At 65.8% G+C, this 16,095-nt stretch carries 13 protein-coding genes; 12 read left to right on the forward strand and 1 reads right to left on the reverse strand.

What is annotated here, in order from left to right:
* Window positions 1–40: 40 nt before the first annotated feature.
* Entirely contained in the window at window positions 41–2,071 is a 2,031-nt protein-coding gene (locus HDC29_RS15465; protein WP_179499182.1) for a lytic transglycosylase domain-containing protein, read from the reverse strand.
* 100 nt (window positions 2,072–2,171) lie between these two features.
* Here HDC29_RS15465 and dapA point away from each other — a divergent pair, with 100 nt between their 5' ends.
* The 12 genes from dapA to alaS all read left to right on the forward strand — a co-directional run bounded on the left by dapA (window position 2,172) and on the right by alaS (window position 16,092).
* On the forward strand, window positions 2,172–3,047 hold the full coding sequence (gene dapA / locus HDC29_RS15470; protein ID WP_179499183.1) for a 4-hydroxy-tetrahydrodipicolinate synthase: 876 nt from the start codon (window positions 2,172–2,174) through the stop codon (window positions 3,045–3,047).
* A 9-nt stretch (window positions 3,048–3,056) separates the two neighbouring features.
* A complete protein-coding gene (gene smpB, locus HDC29_RS15475; RefSeq protein WP_037554711.1) occupies window positions 3,057–3,542 on the forward strand; it encodes an SsrA-binding protein SmpB in 486 nt (161 codons plus the stop codon).
* Complete coding sequence (locus tag HDC29_RS15480) at window positions 3,539–4,153, forward strand: DUF2062 domain-containing protein (protein ID WP_179499184.1); 615 nt, start codon at window positions 3,539–3,541, stop codon at window positions 4,151–4,153. Before smpB ends, HDC29_RS15480 begins: the two co-directional genes overlap by 4 nt.
* 96 nt (window positions 4,154–4,249) lie before the next feature.
* A complete protein-coding gene (locus tag HDC29_RS15485) occupies window positions 4,250–6,301 on the forward strand; it encodes a M13 family metallopeptidase (RefSeq protein ID WP_179499185.1) in 2,052 nt (683 codons plus the stop codon).
* 90 nt (window positions 6,302–6,391) lie between these two features.
* Entirely contained in the window at window positions 6,392–8,779 is a 2,388-nt protein-coding gene (locus HDC29_RS15490; protein ID WP_373562824.1) for a response regulator, read from the forward strand.
* Window positions 8,769–9,122 (forward strand): response regulator, encoded by a 354-nt coding sequence (locus HDC29_RS15495; RefSeq protein ID WP_179499186.1) that lies wholly within the window; start codon window positions 8,769–8,771, stop codon window positions 9,120–9,122. Before HDC29_RS15490 ends, HDC29_RS15495 begins: the two co-directional genes overlap by 11 nt.
* Before the next feature lie 120 nt (window positions 9,123–9,242).
* Window positions 9,243–10,322, forward strand: a complete 1,080-nt coding sequence (gene recA / locus HDC29_RS15500; protein WP_037518780.1) for a recombinase RecA — start codon at window positions 9,243–9,245, stop codon at window positions 10,320–10,322.
* A 150-nt stretch (window positions 10,323–10,472) separates the two neighbouring features.
* The gene (gene speB / locus HDC29_RS15505; RefSeq protein WP_179499187.1) at window positions 10,473–11,288 is read left to right on the forward strand and encodes an agmatinase; all 816 of its coding nucleotides are present in this window, start codon (window positions 10,473–10,475) and stop codon (window positions 11,286–11,288) included.
* Window positions 11,289–11,303: 15 nt separating this feature from the next.
* Complete coding sequence (locus tag HDC29_RS15510; protein ID WP_179499188.1) at window positions 11,304–11,954, forward strand: glutathione S-transferase family protein; 651 nt, start codon at window positions 11,304–11,306, stop codon at window positions 11,952–11,954.
* A complete protein-coding gene (locus tag HDC29_RS15515; RefSeq protein ID WP_179499189.1) occupies window positions 11,944–12,537 on the forward strand; it encodes a hypothetical protein in 594 nt (197 codons plus the stop codon). The genes HDC29_RS15510 and HDC29_RS15515 overlap by 11 nt, the downstream gene beginning before the upstream one ends.
* A gap of 102 nt (window positions 12,538–12,639) precedes the next feature.
* Entirely contained in the window at window positions 12,640–13,380 is a 741-nt protein-coding gene (locus tag HDC29_RS15520; protein WP_179499190.1) for a hypothetical protein, read from the forward strand.
* Between the two features lie 63 nt (window positions 13,381–13,443).
* Window positions 13,444–16,092 carry an alanine--tRNA ligase gene (gene alaS / locus HDC29_RS15525; RefSeq protein WP_179499191.1) on the forward strand — a complete coding sequence of 883 codons (2,649 nt, stop codon included), beginning with the start codon at window positions 13,444–13,446 and terminating at the stop codon, window positions 16,090–16,092.
* Window positions 16,093–16,095: the final 3 nt, after the last annotated feature.

Raw genomic sequence — 16,095 nt, forward strand, 5'->3', positions numbered from 1 at the left:
CCCGGGAAGGCCGGGATGACGATGGAAAGCAACGACCAGATCAGCCTGGCGTGCGCTTGCCGAGATAGAAGCTCAGCGGCGCCTGCGCTCGTGCGCTGCCGCTCTCGCGCAGCGTGTCATAGACGACGGCGTTTTCGAGCACACGCTGGACATAATTCTTCGTCTCGAAGATCGGGATCGCTTCGATCCAGTCGAGCATCTCGATCGATCCGGTGCGCGGGTCGCCATTGGCGCGCAGCCACTTGTTCACATTGCCGGGCCCCGCGTTGTACGCTGCGACCGCGAGCGGATAGCTGCCGCCATAATAGCGGAGCATCTGCTGGAAATAGGTCGATCCGAGCATCATGTTGTAGTTGGTGTCGGTCGTGAGTGAGCCGGCATCGTAGCTGAGGCCGAGCTTGCCCGCGACTTCGCGCGCCGTTCCAGGCATCAGCTGCATCATGCCGCGCGCGCCGGCGTGGCTGATCGCGGCGCGGTCGAACTGGCTTTCCTGCCGCGTGATCGCGTGGATGAAGGTCCAGTTGCTTTCATGGCCTGCAGGGACGCGCACCGTCGGGAAACCCGAAACCTCCACCGCGTCGAGGCTGTTCGCCTGCGCGCTGCGGCCGATCATCACGCCAAGGTCGGGGCGGCCGATCTGATTGGCAAGCTGCCCCGCGAGCACATGGTCGGCGGGCGAACTCGCCTTTTGCGCGAGCGCGCGCAGGAACGCCGATTGCTCGCGCCATGCGCCGATTTCGCCGAGCGCGCGCGCGGCGCGCACCAGCCGGTCGTCTTCGAAGGCACGCTTTTCGGTGCTGCTGACCTCGATCGTCGGGTTCGGCGTCGGCTTGGGCTGCGGACGGTTCAGCCGCTCGAGCGCCAGCTGGCCGTAGAATTGATCATAATGCTGCGCCGCATCGGCGAAATGCGCGTTCGCGGTGGCCCGATCGCCCGCCGCCAGCGCGGCGCGGCCGGCCCAGTAAAAGCCCTTGGTGCGCGTCTGCGCCGAGCGTGCGGCTTCGCCATAAGCGCGGTAGAGCTTCACCGCCTCCGCGGGCCGGCGCAGATCCTTGAACGCGAGCTGCCCAGCGAGCCAGGCGAGCGAAGTGTAATCGTCGCGCACGCCCAGCGGGGTTTCGCGGACGACGGTGCCGGGGGGAAGCGCGTCGTCGAGCTGGCGCGCGATATTATATGCGGTCAGCTTGTCGCCGCCCGCGTCGGCCTGCCGCGCGTTGGTGAGCAGCGTTTCCAGCCATTCCTCGGCATCGGTCGGCGCTTTCGACAGCGATCGCGGTGCCGCGAGCAGTGCGCGCGCTTCGCCGACGCGGCCCGACGCGCGCAGCCAGGTCGCCTTGTCGGTGATATAGCCGGGGTCGGTGCGGGTCAGCGACGGGTTGGCGCTTTCGACCGCCGACGCCTGGAAGGCGGCATCGACCGCGCCGCTGCGCATCGCGAGCCGCGCCGCGAAGATGTTGCGCTTGTCGGGCGACGTATAGGCGAGCTGGCGGCTGGCGGCAGAGGTGGCTCCGAGCCAAAGCAGCTTGTCCATGCGCGCGTCATGGTCGGCGGGCGCGATCGCGCCGGGGAACATGCTGAGCGCGCGGCTTGTTTCATAATCGTCGAGCGGTCCGCTCGTCCAAGCGCGCCGGACGGCGGCATTGGCATCTTCGCGCCGGCCCGATGCGTTGAGCGCGAGCGCATAGCGGAGCTGTCCACTCGCGGTTTGCGGCGGATAGGACTGGAAATAGGCGAGGGTGCGCGCGGGATCATAGCTGTCGAGCGAGATCGCCTTTTCGGCCCGCGTGCGCAGCTTCTCGGCGTCGGGCCAGCCGCGGTTCGCCATCAGAAAGCGCGACAGCTGGTCGAACGAGGCACCGGTGTTGGCGGTCAGCCGCCGCCATTCCATCACCGCATCGCCGACCGAATTGGGCGAGGGCGGCGGACCCGATACGGAGGCGAGCCCCATCTGGGCGCGATACCAGGCCATTTGCTCGGGTGTCAGCTCGCTGGCGTTCGCAGCGGCGGGGATGGCGAGGGCCAGCGCGAGCGCGAGCCGGGAAATGCGGGGCAGCGTGGTCATGATGGCCATACTAATGCCAAACTCCTTGCGGGGCGCTGAATAGACGTCCAATAGCGGCGCGCCGGCCGGATTCTATCGGCTCAGCCATGTTCTTGTAAAGGAGCGGTGCATGTTTTCGGGTTCGATTCCCGCCTTGGTGACGCCATTCCGCGATGGGGCGTTCGACGCGCCCGCCTTCGCGCGCCTTGTGGACTGGCAGATCAAAGAGGGCACCAGCGCGCTGGTCCCGTGCGGGACGACCGGTGAGAGCCCCACGCTCGGCTTCGAAGAACATTATCAGGTCATCGACACCTGCATCGAGGCGGCCGCTGGACGCGTGCCGGTGATCGCGGGCTGCGGATCGAACGACACCGCGACCGCCATCCGCCACATGCGCTATGCGCAGGCAGCCGGCGCGACCGCGGCGCTGATCGTCGCGCCCTATTACAACCGGCCGAGCCAGGACGGGCTGATCGCACATTATCACGCGCTTGCCGACGCCAGCGACCTGCCGATCGTCGTTTATAACGTCCCCGGCCGCACCGTCGCGGACATAAGCGCCGAAACGATGGGCAAGCTCGCCGAAATTCCGAGCGTCGTCGCGGTCAAGGATGCGAGCGGCGACCTTGCGCGCGTGACGGAGCATCGCGCCGGGGCAGGTGTGGATTTCTGCCAGCTTTCGGGCAACGACGATCTGTGGCTCCCGCACGCCGTGATGGGCGGCGTCGGTTGTATCTCGGTCACCGCCAACGTTGCGCCGCGCCTCTGTGCCGATTTCGCCGCCGCTTGCGCCGCTGGCGACTGGACACGCGCGCTGACGCTCCACGACCGCTTGTTCGCCCTTCACAAGGCGATGTTCTCCGACACCTCGCCGGGACCGGTCAAATATGCGCTGTCGCGTCTCCACGACTGGTTTTCGCCCGAAGTGCGCCTACCTATCATCCCGGCGTCCGAAGCATCGTGCAAGGCCGTCGATGCCGCGCTGTCGTCGGCAGGAGTGATGTAAGCTTTCGCCATGGCCCGTCCGCAGTCCGCCGCCGAATTCGACAAGAAGAAAGTCGTCGCCGAGAACCGGCGCGCGCGCTTCGACTATGCCATCGAACAGGTGTTCGAGGCCGGCATCGCGCTGCAGGGGACAGAAGTGAAGTCGCTGCGCTTCGGCGAGGGCACGATCGCCGAGAGCTATGCCGAGGTCACCGGCGGCGAGGTTTGGCTGATCAACGCCAACATCCCCGAATTCAGCCACGGCAACCGCTTCAACCACGAGCCCAAGCGGCCGCGCAAGCTGCTGCTCAACTGGCGCGAGATCAACAAGCTGCACGCCGGCGTGATGCGCCAGGGCATGACGCTCGTGCCGCTAAGCGTCTATTTCAACAGCCGTGGCCGCGCCAAGGTCGAACTCGCGCTCGCGAAGGGCAAGAAGGCGCACGACAAGCGCGAGTCGATCAAGGAACGCGACTGGAAGCGCGACAAGCAAAGATTGATGAAGGACCGCGGATGAGCGGCGGCAAGCCCCGCGACAAGGCTGCGGTGATGAACTGGATCCGCCGCAACTCGCCGACGCGCGAGGAATTGCTGGCGAGCCGCTTCATCAAGCCGTTCGCGCATCGGGTCGCGCACAGCCATCTGTGGCGCTTCACGCGCACCTCGGTGCCGCGCGGCACCGCGCTCGGGCTGTTCGTCGGCATCTTTTTCCTGATCCCCGGCGTGCAGATATTGGGCGTCGCGCTGCTCGCGCTGCCGTTCCGTGCCAATATCCCGATCGGCGCGGCGATGACCTTCCTGTCGAACCCGGTGACGACGCCGTTCATCATCATCGCTTCGGTGTGGCTCGGCGACTGGCTGTTCGGCCTCCACGCGAACAGCGCGACCTTTTCGTCGATGATCGAGCATGGCGCGTCGGCGGGCGAGTGGGTGCGCTGGGTTTTTTCGGATGCGGCGCCCGCAATGCTCGCGGGGCTGTTCGTGATTTCGGTCGTCTCGGCGGCCGTCGGCTATGTGCTCGCGACATTGTTCTGGGACAATTGGATACGCCTCCGCTGGCGGCGCAAGCTGGCGCGCGCACGCGACCAACGACATGAGGCATCGACCAGCGACACGGCCGCCGGTTGAACCCCCAAGAAGCAGGCGTATAGCTGTCGCATCGCTGATCCGCGGCGTGCCTTTGCGGCGCGGTTCTTCGCTTCAAATCGATAACTGGGGAATATCATGACTCGCTTGAATATTTCTTCGCGCCTGCTCGCGACCGCCGCTTTTGGCGGAATCATGCTCGCCGCCGTTCCGGCCGCCGCACAGGAGCAGGCGGCGCCTGCCACCACCGCCGCCAAGCCCGAAATCGGCGATTTCGGCTTCGACCTTTCGGGCATGGACAAGGGCGTCCAGCCGGGCGACGATTTCTACTCCTATGCCAATGGCACCTGGGCCATGAATACCCAGATCCCCGCCGACAAATCGAATTACGGCATGTTCACCGCGCTCGCCGACCTGTCGCAAACGCGCACGCGCGAAATCCTCGACGTGGCGAAGGCCGATCCGAACAGCATGATCGGCCGCGCTTACGCCTCCTATCTCGATTCGGCCGCCGTCGAGGCCAAGGGGCTCGCGCCGATCGAGCCGTGGCTGAACAAGATTCGCGCGGTCGACAAGGCGGGGCTTGCGAAGCTGCTCGCCGAGGCCGACCGCAGCGGCGTCCAGCATTTCTTCGGCGGTTATGTCGGTCAGGATGACAAGAATCCCGACGTTTACATCTACACGATGTTCCAGGGCGGCATCGGCATGCCCGACCGCGATTTCTACCTCAAGGAGAATGAGCGGAACACCAAGCTGCAGGCTGCCTATCTGAAGCATCTCGAAAATGTCCTGACGCTCGCCGGCGAAAAGGACGCCGCGGCGCGCGCCAAGGCGATCTACGACTTCGAAAAGCAGGTCGCGACCGTCCACTGGGACAAGAACGACAGCAGCGACGCGACCAAGGTCTATAACAAGATGACGATCGCCGAGCTGGCGCAGGCCGCGCCCGGTTTCGACTGGGCGACCTTCATTCGCGGCATCGGCGTCAATGAGGATTCGATCCTCGTGTCGCAGCCGAGCGCCTTCACCGGCGAGGCGAAGCTGCTCGCCGACGCGCCGATCGGCGTGATCCGCGACATGCTGGTCGTCCGCAGCCTCGACGGCTTTTCGGACGTACTGCCCGATGCGGTCGCCAATGAGGCTTTCTCCTTTTACGGCACCGCGCTGTCCGGCACGCCGCAGATGCAGGAACGCTGGAAGCGCGCGGTCGACTTCACCACGGGCAATATGGGTGAAGCCGTCGGCAAGGATTATGTCGCCAAATATTTCCCGCCCGAAACCAAGGCGGCGATGGACGTGCTCGTCAAGAATGTGCTCGCGGCGCTCGACACACGCATCACCAATCTGACGTGGATGCAGCCCGCGACAAAGGTGAAGGCGAAGAAGAAGCTCGCCAATTTCACCACCAAGATCGGCTATCCCGACCGCTGGAAGGATTACAGCAAGCTCGAGATCAAGGCCGGCGACCTGTTCGGCAACGCGCTTCGCTCGAACCAGTTCGCGCACGATGACAATATCAGCCGCCTCGGCGGCCCGATCCGCCGCTGGGAGTGGGGGATGACCCCGATGACGGTCAACGCCTACGCCAATTTCGGCATGAACGAGATCGTCTTCCCCGCCGCGATCCTCCAGCCGCCCTTCTTCGATCCGCACGCCGACGACGCGATCAACTATGGCGGCATCGGCGCCGTCATCGGTCACGAAATCAGCCATCATTTCGACGATCAGGGCGCGAAATATGACGAGACCGGCAAGCTTGCCGACTGGTGGACCCCGGCCGACGTCGCGGCCTTCGAGGCGGCGGGCAAGGCGCTGATCGCGCAATATGACGCCTATGAAGTGCTTCCGGGCGAAAAGCTCGACGGCACCTTCACGCTGGGCGAGAATATCGGCGACCTCGCCGGCCTGACCATCGCCTATGACGCCTATAAAAAGTCGCTCGGTGGCAAGGATGCGCCGGTGATCGACGGGCTGACCGGCGACCAGCGCTTCTTCCTCGGCTGGGCGCAGGTGTGGCGGCGCAACTATCGCGAGCAGAATCTGTCGCAGCGCATCACGACCGATCCGCATTCGCCGTCGATCCAGCGGACTTGGGTCTCGCGCAATCTTGACCCTTGGTATAAGGCCTACCAGATCAAGCAGGGCCAGAAGCTCTATCTGGCACCCGAGGACCGCGTTCGCATCTGGTGATGCGCCACTGAGAAAGAGTGTCATTTGACCGTGCAAAGCCTGCCCTCCGCTGATGGTGATGTCATCAGGGGGGCGGGCCCTGCCGCCGGGCTGCTTTCGGCTCCGGCGGGCCTCTCGCGGCTCGACGCGGGCTTGCTCGGCGGCCTTGTGCTGCTTTCGGCAGCCTTGCTGTTCTGGGCGACGGGCAGCGCGATTCTGGCGGCAGGATTCGTGGCGGGCCTGGCCGTTGCGGCGGCCGGCGTACTGCTTGTGCGCCGGGTCTTTCCCGCAGCCGTGTCGGGCGAGGCTGCCGCGCCCGACTGGACGATGCTGCGCCAGGCGGTCAATCATGACGATGTCGCGATCGCGGTGACCGACCGCGCGGGGCGGATGGTCTGCGCGAACGACCTGTTCGGCACCTGGTTCAATGGTTTCGTGACGCCGCCTGGCCTCCCGCTCGAAGGACGCGGCGCCGAAATGCTTAAAAATGCCGGCCGCATCGCGTGGCGCGACGGCGAGGGGCATGCCGACGATATCGCGATCGGCCCGCTGCAGTTGCGCGCGCAGGTGACGCGCGCCGGGCAGTCGGAGGATTATCTCGTCTGGCGCTTCTCGGCGCTCGAACGGCTCGACTTGGTCGCTGAAATCGTCCGTCATCTCGACGGGCCTGCGGGCCGGACGCTGGGTCATGCCGGTGTGATGGCCGCGCTCGTCAGCGCCGAAGGGCGGCTGCGCGTCGCCAACCAGGCCTTCCTCCTCCGCGCGCTGGGGGAGGATGACGCGCTGCATTATGCCGGCCGCGACGTTGCGCCGATGATCCGGCTCGATGACGCGGGCGCACTCTATTTCGCGCGTGAGGGCGACCGCGCGACGCCCGTGCGGCTGATTCAGATCCCGCTAGCGCCCGCCGACAGCAATACGCCGATGCTGCTCGCGTTGCTCGACGAGGAAATGGGGCCGGCCGACCGCGGCACCGCGCAGACCTATGTCGAAACCTTGCTGTCGCTGCTGCCGTTCGGGCTGGCGATGGTCGATCGCGACGGGCGCTTCCTTTATATGAACCGTGCCTTCGTCCGGGCGGCGAGCCTTCCCGAAGGCAAGATGCCCCGCTACCCCGGCGACATCGTCGTCGGTGAAGACAAGGGGCCGCTTGCCGACATGATCCGCCGCCACAGCAGCGGACAGCAGGTCGGCGGCGACCTGTCGATCCGGCTCGCAGGGCAGAGCGGCGATCCCGTGTCGATGCGCGTCGTCGGCGTGCGCGGGCTCGGCGAGGCGGCCGTGCTTTTGAGCCTCAAGGATTCGAGCGAGGAATCGCGCCTCAAGCGCCAGGTGGCGCAGGCGTCGAAGATGCAGGCGGTCGGCCAGCTTGCTGGCGGCGTCGCGCATGATTTCAACAATATCCTGACCGCGGTGCTCGGCGCGTGCGACCTGATGTTGATGCGCCATACGCCCGGCGACAGCGACTATGACGACATCCAGCAGATTCGCAGCAACGCCAATCGCGCCGCCAGCCTGACGCGGCAGTTGCTCGCCTTCTCGCGACAGCAGACGCTGCGCCCGCAGATATTGCAGCTGCCCGACGTGATTTCGGAGGTGTCGCATCTTTTGAAGCGCCTGATCGGCGAGACCGTCCAGCTCTCGGTGCATCACGGCCGCGGCCTTGGCGCGGTGCGTGCCGATCCGGGCCAGCTCGAACAGGTGATCATCAACCTTGCGGTCAATGCGCGCGACGCGATGCCGGGCGGCGGGACGCTGACGATCGAAACCTATCCCGTCTCGGCCGCCGACGTGCGGCAGATGGGCAATGAATTCATGCCCCCTGCCGACTATTGCGCGCTCAAGGTCAGCGATACCGGCACGGGCATTCCCGCCGACGTGCTGCCCAAGATTTTCGAACCTTTTTTCACGACCAAGGATGTCGGCAAGGGCACCGGACTTGGCCTGTCGACCGTCTATGGCATCATCAAGCAGTCGGCGGGCTATATCTTCGCCGACAGCAAGCCGGGGCAGGGGACGAGCTTTTCGATATACCTGCCCGTTCACCGCGCCGGCGGCGACGCTCCCGTCGCTCCGCCGCCACCCGCGAAGCCCAAGAAGAGCCAGTGGGGCACCGGCACCATCCTGCTCGTCGAGGACGAGGATATGGTGCGCGCCGTGGCGGAACGCGCGTTGACCCGCGCGGGTTATAGCGTCGTGACCGCCTCGCAGGGCGAAGAGGGGCTCGAACGGTTCGCACAGATGGAGAAGGTCGATTTGATCATCAGCGACGTGGTGATGCCGACGATGGACGGCCCGGCGATGGTGCGTGCGATGCGCGCCAAACGCCCCGACCTGCCGGTCCTGTTCATGTCGGGCTATGCCGAAGAACAGCTCCGCCAGTCGATCGACATCGACGATGTCGCCTTTCTGCCCAAGCCCTTTTCGGTCGCGCAGCTCGCCGAGGCGACCTCGGCGGCGCTCGACGATGCTGCGCATCGGGTGCCCAATGGCCAGTGATCGCCGCATCCTGCTCGTCGAAGACGATGTGCTGATCGGCATGATGCTTGCCGACATGTTCGACGCGCTCGACCTTCCCGAGCCCGCGCAGGCGACGAGCAACGAGGAGGCGCTCGCGCTGATTGCCGCCGAATCGCTCGCGGGGGCGCTCGTCGACATCAACCTCGGCGACGAAAAGGGCTGGCCGGTCGCCGATGCGCTCGCCGAACGCGGCATTCCCTTTGCGTTCACTTCGGGCGGCGGCGATGTCCTTCCGCCCGCGCACGCGCATCGCAAGCTGATCACGAAACCGTTCCGGATCAGCGACATCGAGGCGGCGCTCGATGAGTTTTCGGCGGAATAACGCGCTTTTCGACAAAGTCGATTTTATATTGTTCCCCTCTTGTTCCATGAGAACAAATGTGGCACATAGTCTGGCATTGCGATGCTTCTGCCGTCGCTCTAGAGCTGGAAAGGGACGGTCATGGCCGGACAATTGTCACTCGTCGAATCGGGGAAATCAGTGAACAACACGGACAGGCAGAAGGCGCTCGACGCCGCGCTCGCGCAGATCGATCGCGCGTTCGGCAAGGGCTCGGTGATGAAATTGGGCTCGAAGGAAGCCATGCAGGTCGAGGCGATCTCGACCGGCTCGCTCGGCCTCGACATCGCGCTTGGCGTCGGCGGGCTGCCGCGCGGCCGCGTCATCGAAATCTACGGCCCCGAAAGCTCGGGCAAGACGACGCTCGCGCTGCATACGCTCGCCGAAGCGCAGAAGGGCGGCGGCACCGTCGCCTTCGTCGACGCCGAACATGCGCTCGACCCCGTCTATGCCCGCAAGCTCGGGGTGAACATCGACGAACTCATCGTGTCGCAGCCCGACACCGGCGAACAGGCGCTCGAAATCGTCGATACTCTTGTCCGGTCCAACGCGATCGACGTGCTCGTCGTCGACTCGGTCGCGGCGCTCGTTCCGCGCGCCGAAATCGAAGGCGAAATGGGCGACAGCCATGTCGGCCTGCAAGCGCGTCTGATGTCGCAGTCGCTGCGCAAGCTCACCGGCTCGATCAGCCGCTCGCGCTGCATGGTGATCTTCATCAACCAGCTGCGCATGAAGATCGGCGTGATGTACGGCAATCCCGAAACCACGACCGGCGGCAACGCGCTCAAATTCTACGCCTCGGTCCGTCTCGACATCCGCCGCACCGGCCAGATCAAGAATGGCGACGAGATCGTCGGCAACACGACGCGCGTGAAGGTGGTGAAGAACAAGGTCGCACCGCCGTTCAAGCAGGTCGAATTCGACATCATGTACGGGCAGGGCATTTCCAAGATCGGCGAGATCCTCGATCTGGGCGTCAAGGCCGGCATCGTCGAGAAATCGGGCGCCTGGTTCAGCTATGACTCGATCCGTATCGGGCAGGGCCGCGAAAATTCCAAAACCTTCCTCAAGGACAATCCCGAGTTGATGGAGCGGCTTGAAACCGCGATCCGCGGCCGGACCGAGGCGGTGGCCGAGGAAATGATGGCCGGCCCCGACGACGAGGGCGACGACGACAATTGATTGCCATCCGGCCGGTTCGCCTTGCTTGAACCGGCCGGCCGACGGCGGCGGGCCACCAGCCCCTTTGACCTGCACTCTCCCCCTCCCAAGCAGGTCGGCCCGCCCGCCGTTGATCCTTGCGCCGCTTCTGCCAGCGGCTACAAGCGGCGCATGCCCGCGATCCGCCTTTTCGGCTTGCCCACCGACATCAACAGCAGCTTCGAACGCGGCGCCGCCGCCGGCCCCGCGGCGATCCGCGCCGCCCTGTGGAGCGACCGCGGCAATATGGCGAGCGAGCTCGGCGTCGAAATCGGCACCGACATCGCCCTCACCGACGACGGCGACCTGCCGCTGACCGAAGACACGGCGCGCGACGATGCGGCGATCCGCCGCCACCTTGCCTATGTGCGCGAAGATGGAGACATTCCGCTCGCGCTCGGCGGGGACCACGCGGTCACTTTCCCGCTCGTCGAGGCGGCGGCCGCTTGCCACGGACCGGTGACGATCCTCCACTTCGACGCGCATCCCGACCTCTATGATGATTTCGCCGGCAATCCGCGCAGCCACGCCTCGCCCTTCGCGCGTATCTGCGAGGCCGGTCATGCGAAGCGGCTGGTGCAGGTCGGCATTCGCACCCTTAACCGTCATTGCCGCGAGCAGGCGGAGCGCTTCGGCGTCGAGATTGTGCCGATGGCCGGTTTCTCGCCCGACCGCGTCCCGGTGCTCGACGGCCCGCTCTATATATCGATCGACCTCGACGGGCTCGACCCGTCGGCAGCGCCCGGCGTCGCGCATCCCGAGCCGGGCGGCCTGACGGTTCGCGAACTGCTCGCCGTGCTGCACAAGCAGACCGCGCCGATTGTCGGGGCGGATATTGTCGAACTGCATCCCGGTCGCGATGTAGGCGATGTGACAGCCATTCTCGGCGCCAAACTCGTCCGCGAACTCGCGGCGCTGATCGACCGCAACGGCCCCTATCGCCCCTGATCCAAAGGAAAGTCCATGAACCTGATCGTCCACCATCTGAACAACAGCCGCTCGCAGCGCATCCTCTGGCTGCTCGAGGAAATCGGCGCGGCTTACGAAATCAAATATTACGACCGCGATCCCGTCACTAATCTCGCCCCGCCCGAATTGCTCGCGGTTCACCCGCTCGGCAAGTCGCCGGTGATCGAGGAGTTCAACGATTCCGTCTCCGGCGGCAAGGGCCGTGTGATCACCGAATCGGGCGCGATCACCGAATATCTGTGCGAACGCCACGGCGGCGGCCATCTGGTGCCGGAACGCGGCAGCGATGATTATATCACGCACCTCGAATGGCTGCATTTCGCCGAAGGCTCGGCGATGACGCCGATCCTCCTGCGCATCTATACCGCGCGCCTCGGCGAAGCGGCGGCCCCGCTCGAGCCGCGCATCGCGCAGCAACTCGACGCGCACTTCGCATATATGGAAAGCCGCGTCGGCGAGAGCGGTCATTTCATCGGCGACAGCCTGTCGGCCGCCGATATCATGCTCAGCTTCCCCGCCGAGATTGCGGTCATGCAGGGCATGGCGCCGCGCTACCCCAAACTGGCCTCATTTGTGAACGCCTGTCACGACCGCCCGGCATGGCAGCGCGCGCGGGAGAAGGGTGGCGCCTATTATGGCTATTGAGCCTGGAGGCCGCGCGCTGCTCGCCTCCGCGGCCTTGATGGCGGGGCTTCCGGCCGCTTTCGCCGCGCCGCTGACGCTCGCGCCCGAAGTGGAGCGTCAGATCGTCGCGCCCGAAGGGATGTCCTTTCAGCCGTCGGCATCCGACGAGGAGGGAGCGGTCGACCGGTTCGCCGAATATACGCTTGCACTGGCAAAGCGCGATTTCGCAGCGGCCTATGCGATGCTGCGCCTCTCGTTCCAGGCATCCAATCCGCGGCTCGAATGGGAAATGAACCAGCGCAAGCGGGGCACCTTGTGGGCCGACGGGCAAATCCGCCCGCTGCGCCTCAGCTGGTATATCGATCCCGCCGGGCAGCCGCCGGGTGTCTATGCCGCTTTCGACTTTCGCGGCGACCGCAAGGACGGGACGATGGACTGCGGCTACGTCGTTGTTCACCGCGCCGAGCCAGCCGCCGGCTGGACCGTCGTGCGCACCGACACGTCCGAAGTGCCGCCCGACCTGATCGAAGACGGCGTGCCGAAGGCCGATGTGTTGCGCCAACTGCCTTGCTACCTCGGCAAGGGCATTGCGACCGCCCTGTGATCCCAAGCGAAATTTGGGCTTGCCGGCGCGCGCGCGCCTGCGCACGATAGCGCGCAGGACGCGGCGCCGGGGGGCGATGCGCGAAGAGGTGGGGAACGGATTATGGCGACGATTTTCGTGGCGGCATTGCTTGCGGCGGCACCGGGCGCGCCCGAAATCAAGATCGAGGCGGTGCCCGGCCGCGGCTATGCCGCAACGGTTCCGCTCATCGACGAGAACCAATATACGCCGGTCATCGAGCGGATAAAGCTGATGGCGGCCGAGCGATGCGGCGGACAGAGCGCCCGGTTCGGGCGCTTCTTTTTCGACAACGAGATCGACGTCGACCGCGGCGTCACGATCATCAAGGACTTTCGCCAGGCCTTTTCCTGCTTCGATCCCGCCACCGATCCCTATAAGCCCGTGCCCGCGGACTGGAAGGCGAGCGCGGCCGAAACCGCGGGGGCGACCCAATATATGACGCGCTTTCTGGACAATCTCGACGCCGGGAACGGGCGCGCGCTGGCTGCGATGATGGACCCGCAGCTCGAGGCGACGACCGACGAGATGACCCGGTTCAGCCGCGAAGCGAAGATGCACCAGACGGGCAGCGGCCGTTTCACCGCCCGATTGGACGGCTGGCTCAACAATCCGCCCGACGCGGCCTATCCGGGCGCCTACGCACTGTTCGCCGTCATCAGCTCGCATCCCGGAATTGCCGGAACATGCGGCGGCGTGCTGCTCTATCGCGTCAACGATGGCAAATATCGGATCGCGCAATATGACGTGCGCTATGTATCGCAGAAGCTGATCGACGAGGAGGGCATGAGCGACGAGGAACTCGATCGCCTTTGCCGTCGCTAGGCGGCAAGCGCCGCCGCGCGTATCGCGCTTGAGAAACGCGTCGTTCCGCACTAGATCGCGCGCATGACATCGACCAACGACATTCGCCGTTCGTTCCTCGACTATTTCGGGGGGACGGGCCACCATATCGAACCGTCGGCGCCGCTGGTGCCGTACAACGACCCGACGCTGATGTTCGTCAACGCGGGCATGGTGCCGTTCAAGAATGTCTTCACCGGGCTGGAGAAGCGCCCCTACAGCACCGCGGTATCGGCGCAAAAGTGCGTCCGCGCGGGTGGCAAGCACAATGATCTCGACAATGTCGGCTATACGGCGCGGCACCATACTTTCTTTGAAATGCTGGGGAATTTCTCCTTCGGCGACTATTTCAAGGAGCAGGCGATCCACCACGCCTGGACGCTGATCACCAAGACCTGGGGGTTGGCGCCCGAGAAGCTGACGGCGACCGTTTACCACACCGATGACGAGGCGTTCGACCTGTGGAAGAAGATCGCCGGCCTGCCCGACGAGCGCATCATCCGTATCGCGACGAGCGATAATTTCTGGTCGATGGGCGACACCGGCCCGTGCGGGCCGTGCAGCGAAATCTTCTATGACCATGGCGACCATATCTGGGGCGGCCCGCCGGGATCGCCGGAGGAAGACGGCGACCGCTTCGTCGAGATCTGGAACCTGGTGTTCATGCAATATGAGCAGCAGCCGGGTGGCGAGCGCGTCGATCTGCCGCGGCCGAGCATCGACACCGGCATGGGCCTGGAGCGCGTCGCGGCGGTGCTGCAGGGCGTCCACGACAATTATGACACCGACACCTTCAAGGCGCTGATCGCGGCATCGGTCGACCTGACCGGGATTCCGGCCGAGGGCTCGACGCAGGCCAGCCACCGCGTGATCGCCGATCACCTGCGCGCATCGAGCTTCCTCGTCGCCGACGGCGTACTGCCGTCGAACGAGGGGCGCGGTTATGTGCTGCGCCGGATCATGCGCCGCGCGATGCGCCACGCGCATCTGCTCGGCGCGAAGGACCCGCTGATGCACCGGCTGCTGCCGTCGCTGACCGCCGAGATGGGCGCCGCCTATCCCGAGCTGATCCGCGCGCAGCCGCTGATCGCCGAGACGCTCGAGCGCGAGGAAACGAAATTCCGCCAGACGCTCGACAAGGGGCTGAAGCTGCTCGACGAGGCGACCGCCGGCATGGGCAAGGGCGATACGCTGGCGGGCGAGGTCGCCTTCAAGCTCTATGACACCTTTGGCTTCCCCTACGACCTGACCGAGGATGCGCTGCGCGCGAATGATATCGCGGTCGACCGTGCGGGTTTCGACGCCGCGATGGCGCAGCAAAAGGCGGCGGCGCGCGCGGCGTGGAAGGGCAGCGGCGAAAAGGCGTCGGACGAAATCTGGTTCGACCTGGTCGAAACCAACGGCAGCACCGAATTCACCGGCTATACTTCGACCGCGGGCGAGGCGACGGTCATCGGCCTCGTCAAGGATGGCAAGCCGGTCGACGAGGTCCAGGCGGGCGACGCGGTGGTGGTGCTGACCAACCAGACGCCTTTCTATGGCGAGAGCGGCGGCCAGATGGGCGATGCGGGGACAATCGCGACGCTCGAAGGCGCGAAGGCGTCGGTGAGCGATACCGGCAAGCCGCTCGGCCGCCTGCACACGCATCAGGCGAAGCTGGAAGCGGGAACGCTGAAGGTCGGCGACACGGTGCAACTGACGGTCGATGCCGAACGCCGCGATCGCATCCGCGCCAATCACAGCGCGACGCACCTGCTGCACGCGGCGCTGCGGAATCGGCTCGGCGGGCATGTGACGCAGAAGGGCAGCCTCGTTGCCGAAGACCGTTTCCGTTTCGACTTCTCGCATCCCAAGGCGCTGACCGGGGAAGAAATTGCGCAGATAGAGGCGGATGTGAACGCGCAGATTCGCGGTAATGAAGCCGTGTCGACGCGGCTGATGACGCCCGACGATGCGGTCGCGGCGGGTGCGCTCGCGCTGTTCGGCGAGAAATATGGCGACGAGGTTCGCGTGCTCAGCATGGGCAAGGCGACCGACACGCATTATTCGGTCGAGCTGTGCGGCGGGACGCACGTCCGCGCTCTGGGCGACATCGCCCTGTTCAAGATCGTCAGCGAAAGCGCGGTCTCTTCGGGCGTGCGGCGCATCGAGGCGCTGACCGGCGAAGCGGCGCGCCAGTGGCTGAACGGCCGCGACGAAGCTTTGAAGACGGCCGCCGCGGCGCTCAAGACGTCGCCCGACGATGTGCCGGCGCGCGTCGCGGCGCTCGCCGACGCGCTCAAGAAGGCCGAGCGCGAGCTGGCCGATGCGAAGAAAGCGCTGGCGATGGGGGGCGGTGGCGGCGCCGCGAACGGCGCGCCGGCGGTCGAGCAGGTGGGTGATACCGCGTTCCTCGCGCAAGTCGTCGACGGGCTGGACCCCAAGGAACTGCGCGGAACGGTCGACGGCCTCAAGAAACAGGTCGGCAGCGGCGTCGCGATGCTGGTCGCGGTCAACGACGGACGCGCTTCGGTCGCGGTCGGGGTGACCGACGACAAGACCGGCAGCCATAGCGCGGTCGACCTGGTCAAGGCGGCGGTCGCGGCGCTTGGCGGGCAGGGCGGCGGCGGGCGACCCGACATGGCGCAGGGCGGCGGCCCCGACGGCGGCGCGGCGAACGACGCCGTCGCGGCGGTCAAAGCCGCGCTCGCCTGAAGC

This window comes from Sphingopyxis sp. JAI108, from assembly GCF_013410105.1.
Classification (GTDB): Bacteria; Pseudomonadota; Alphaproteobacteria; order Sphingomonadales; family Sphingomonadaceae; genus Sphingopyxis; species Sphingopyxis chilensis.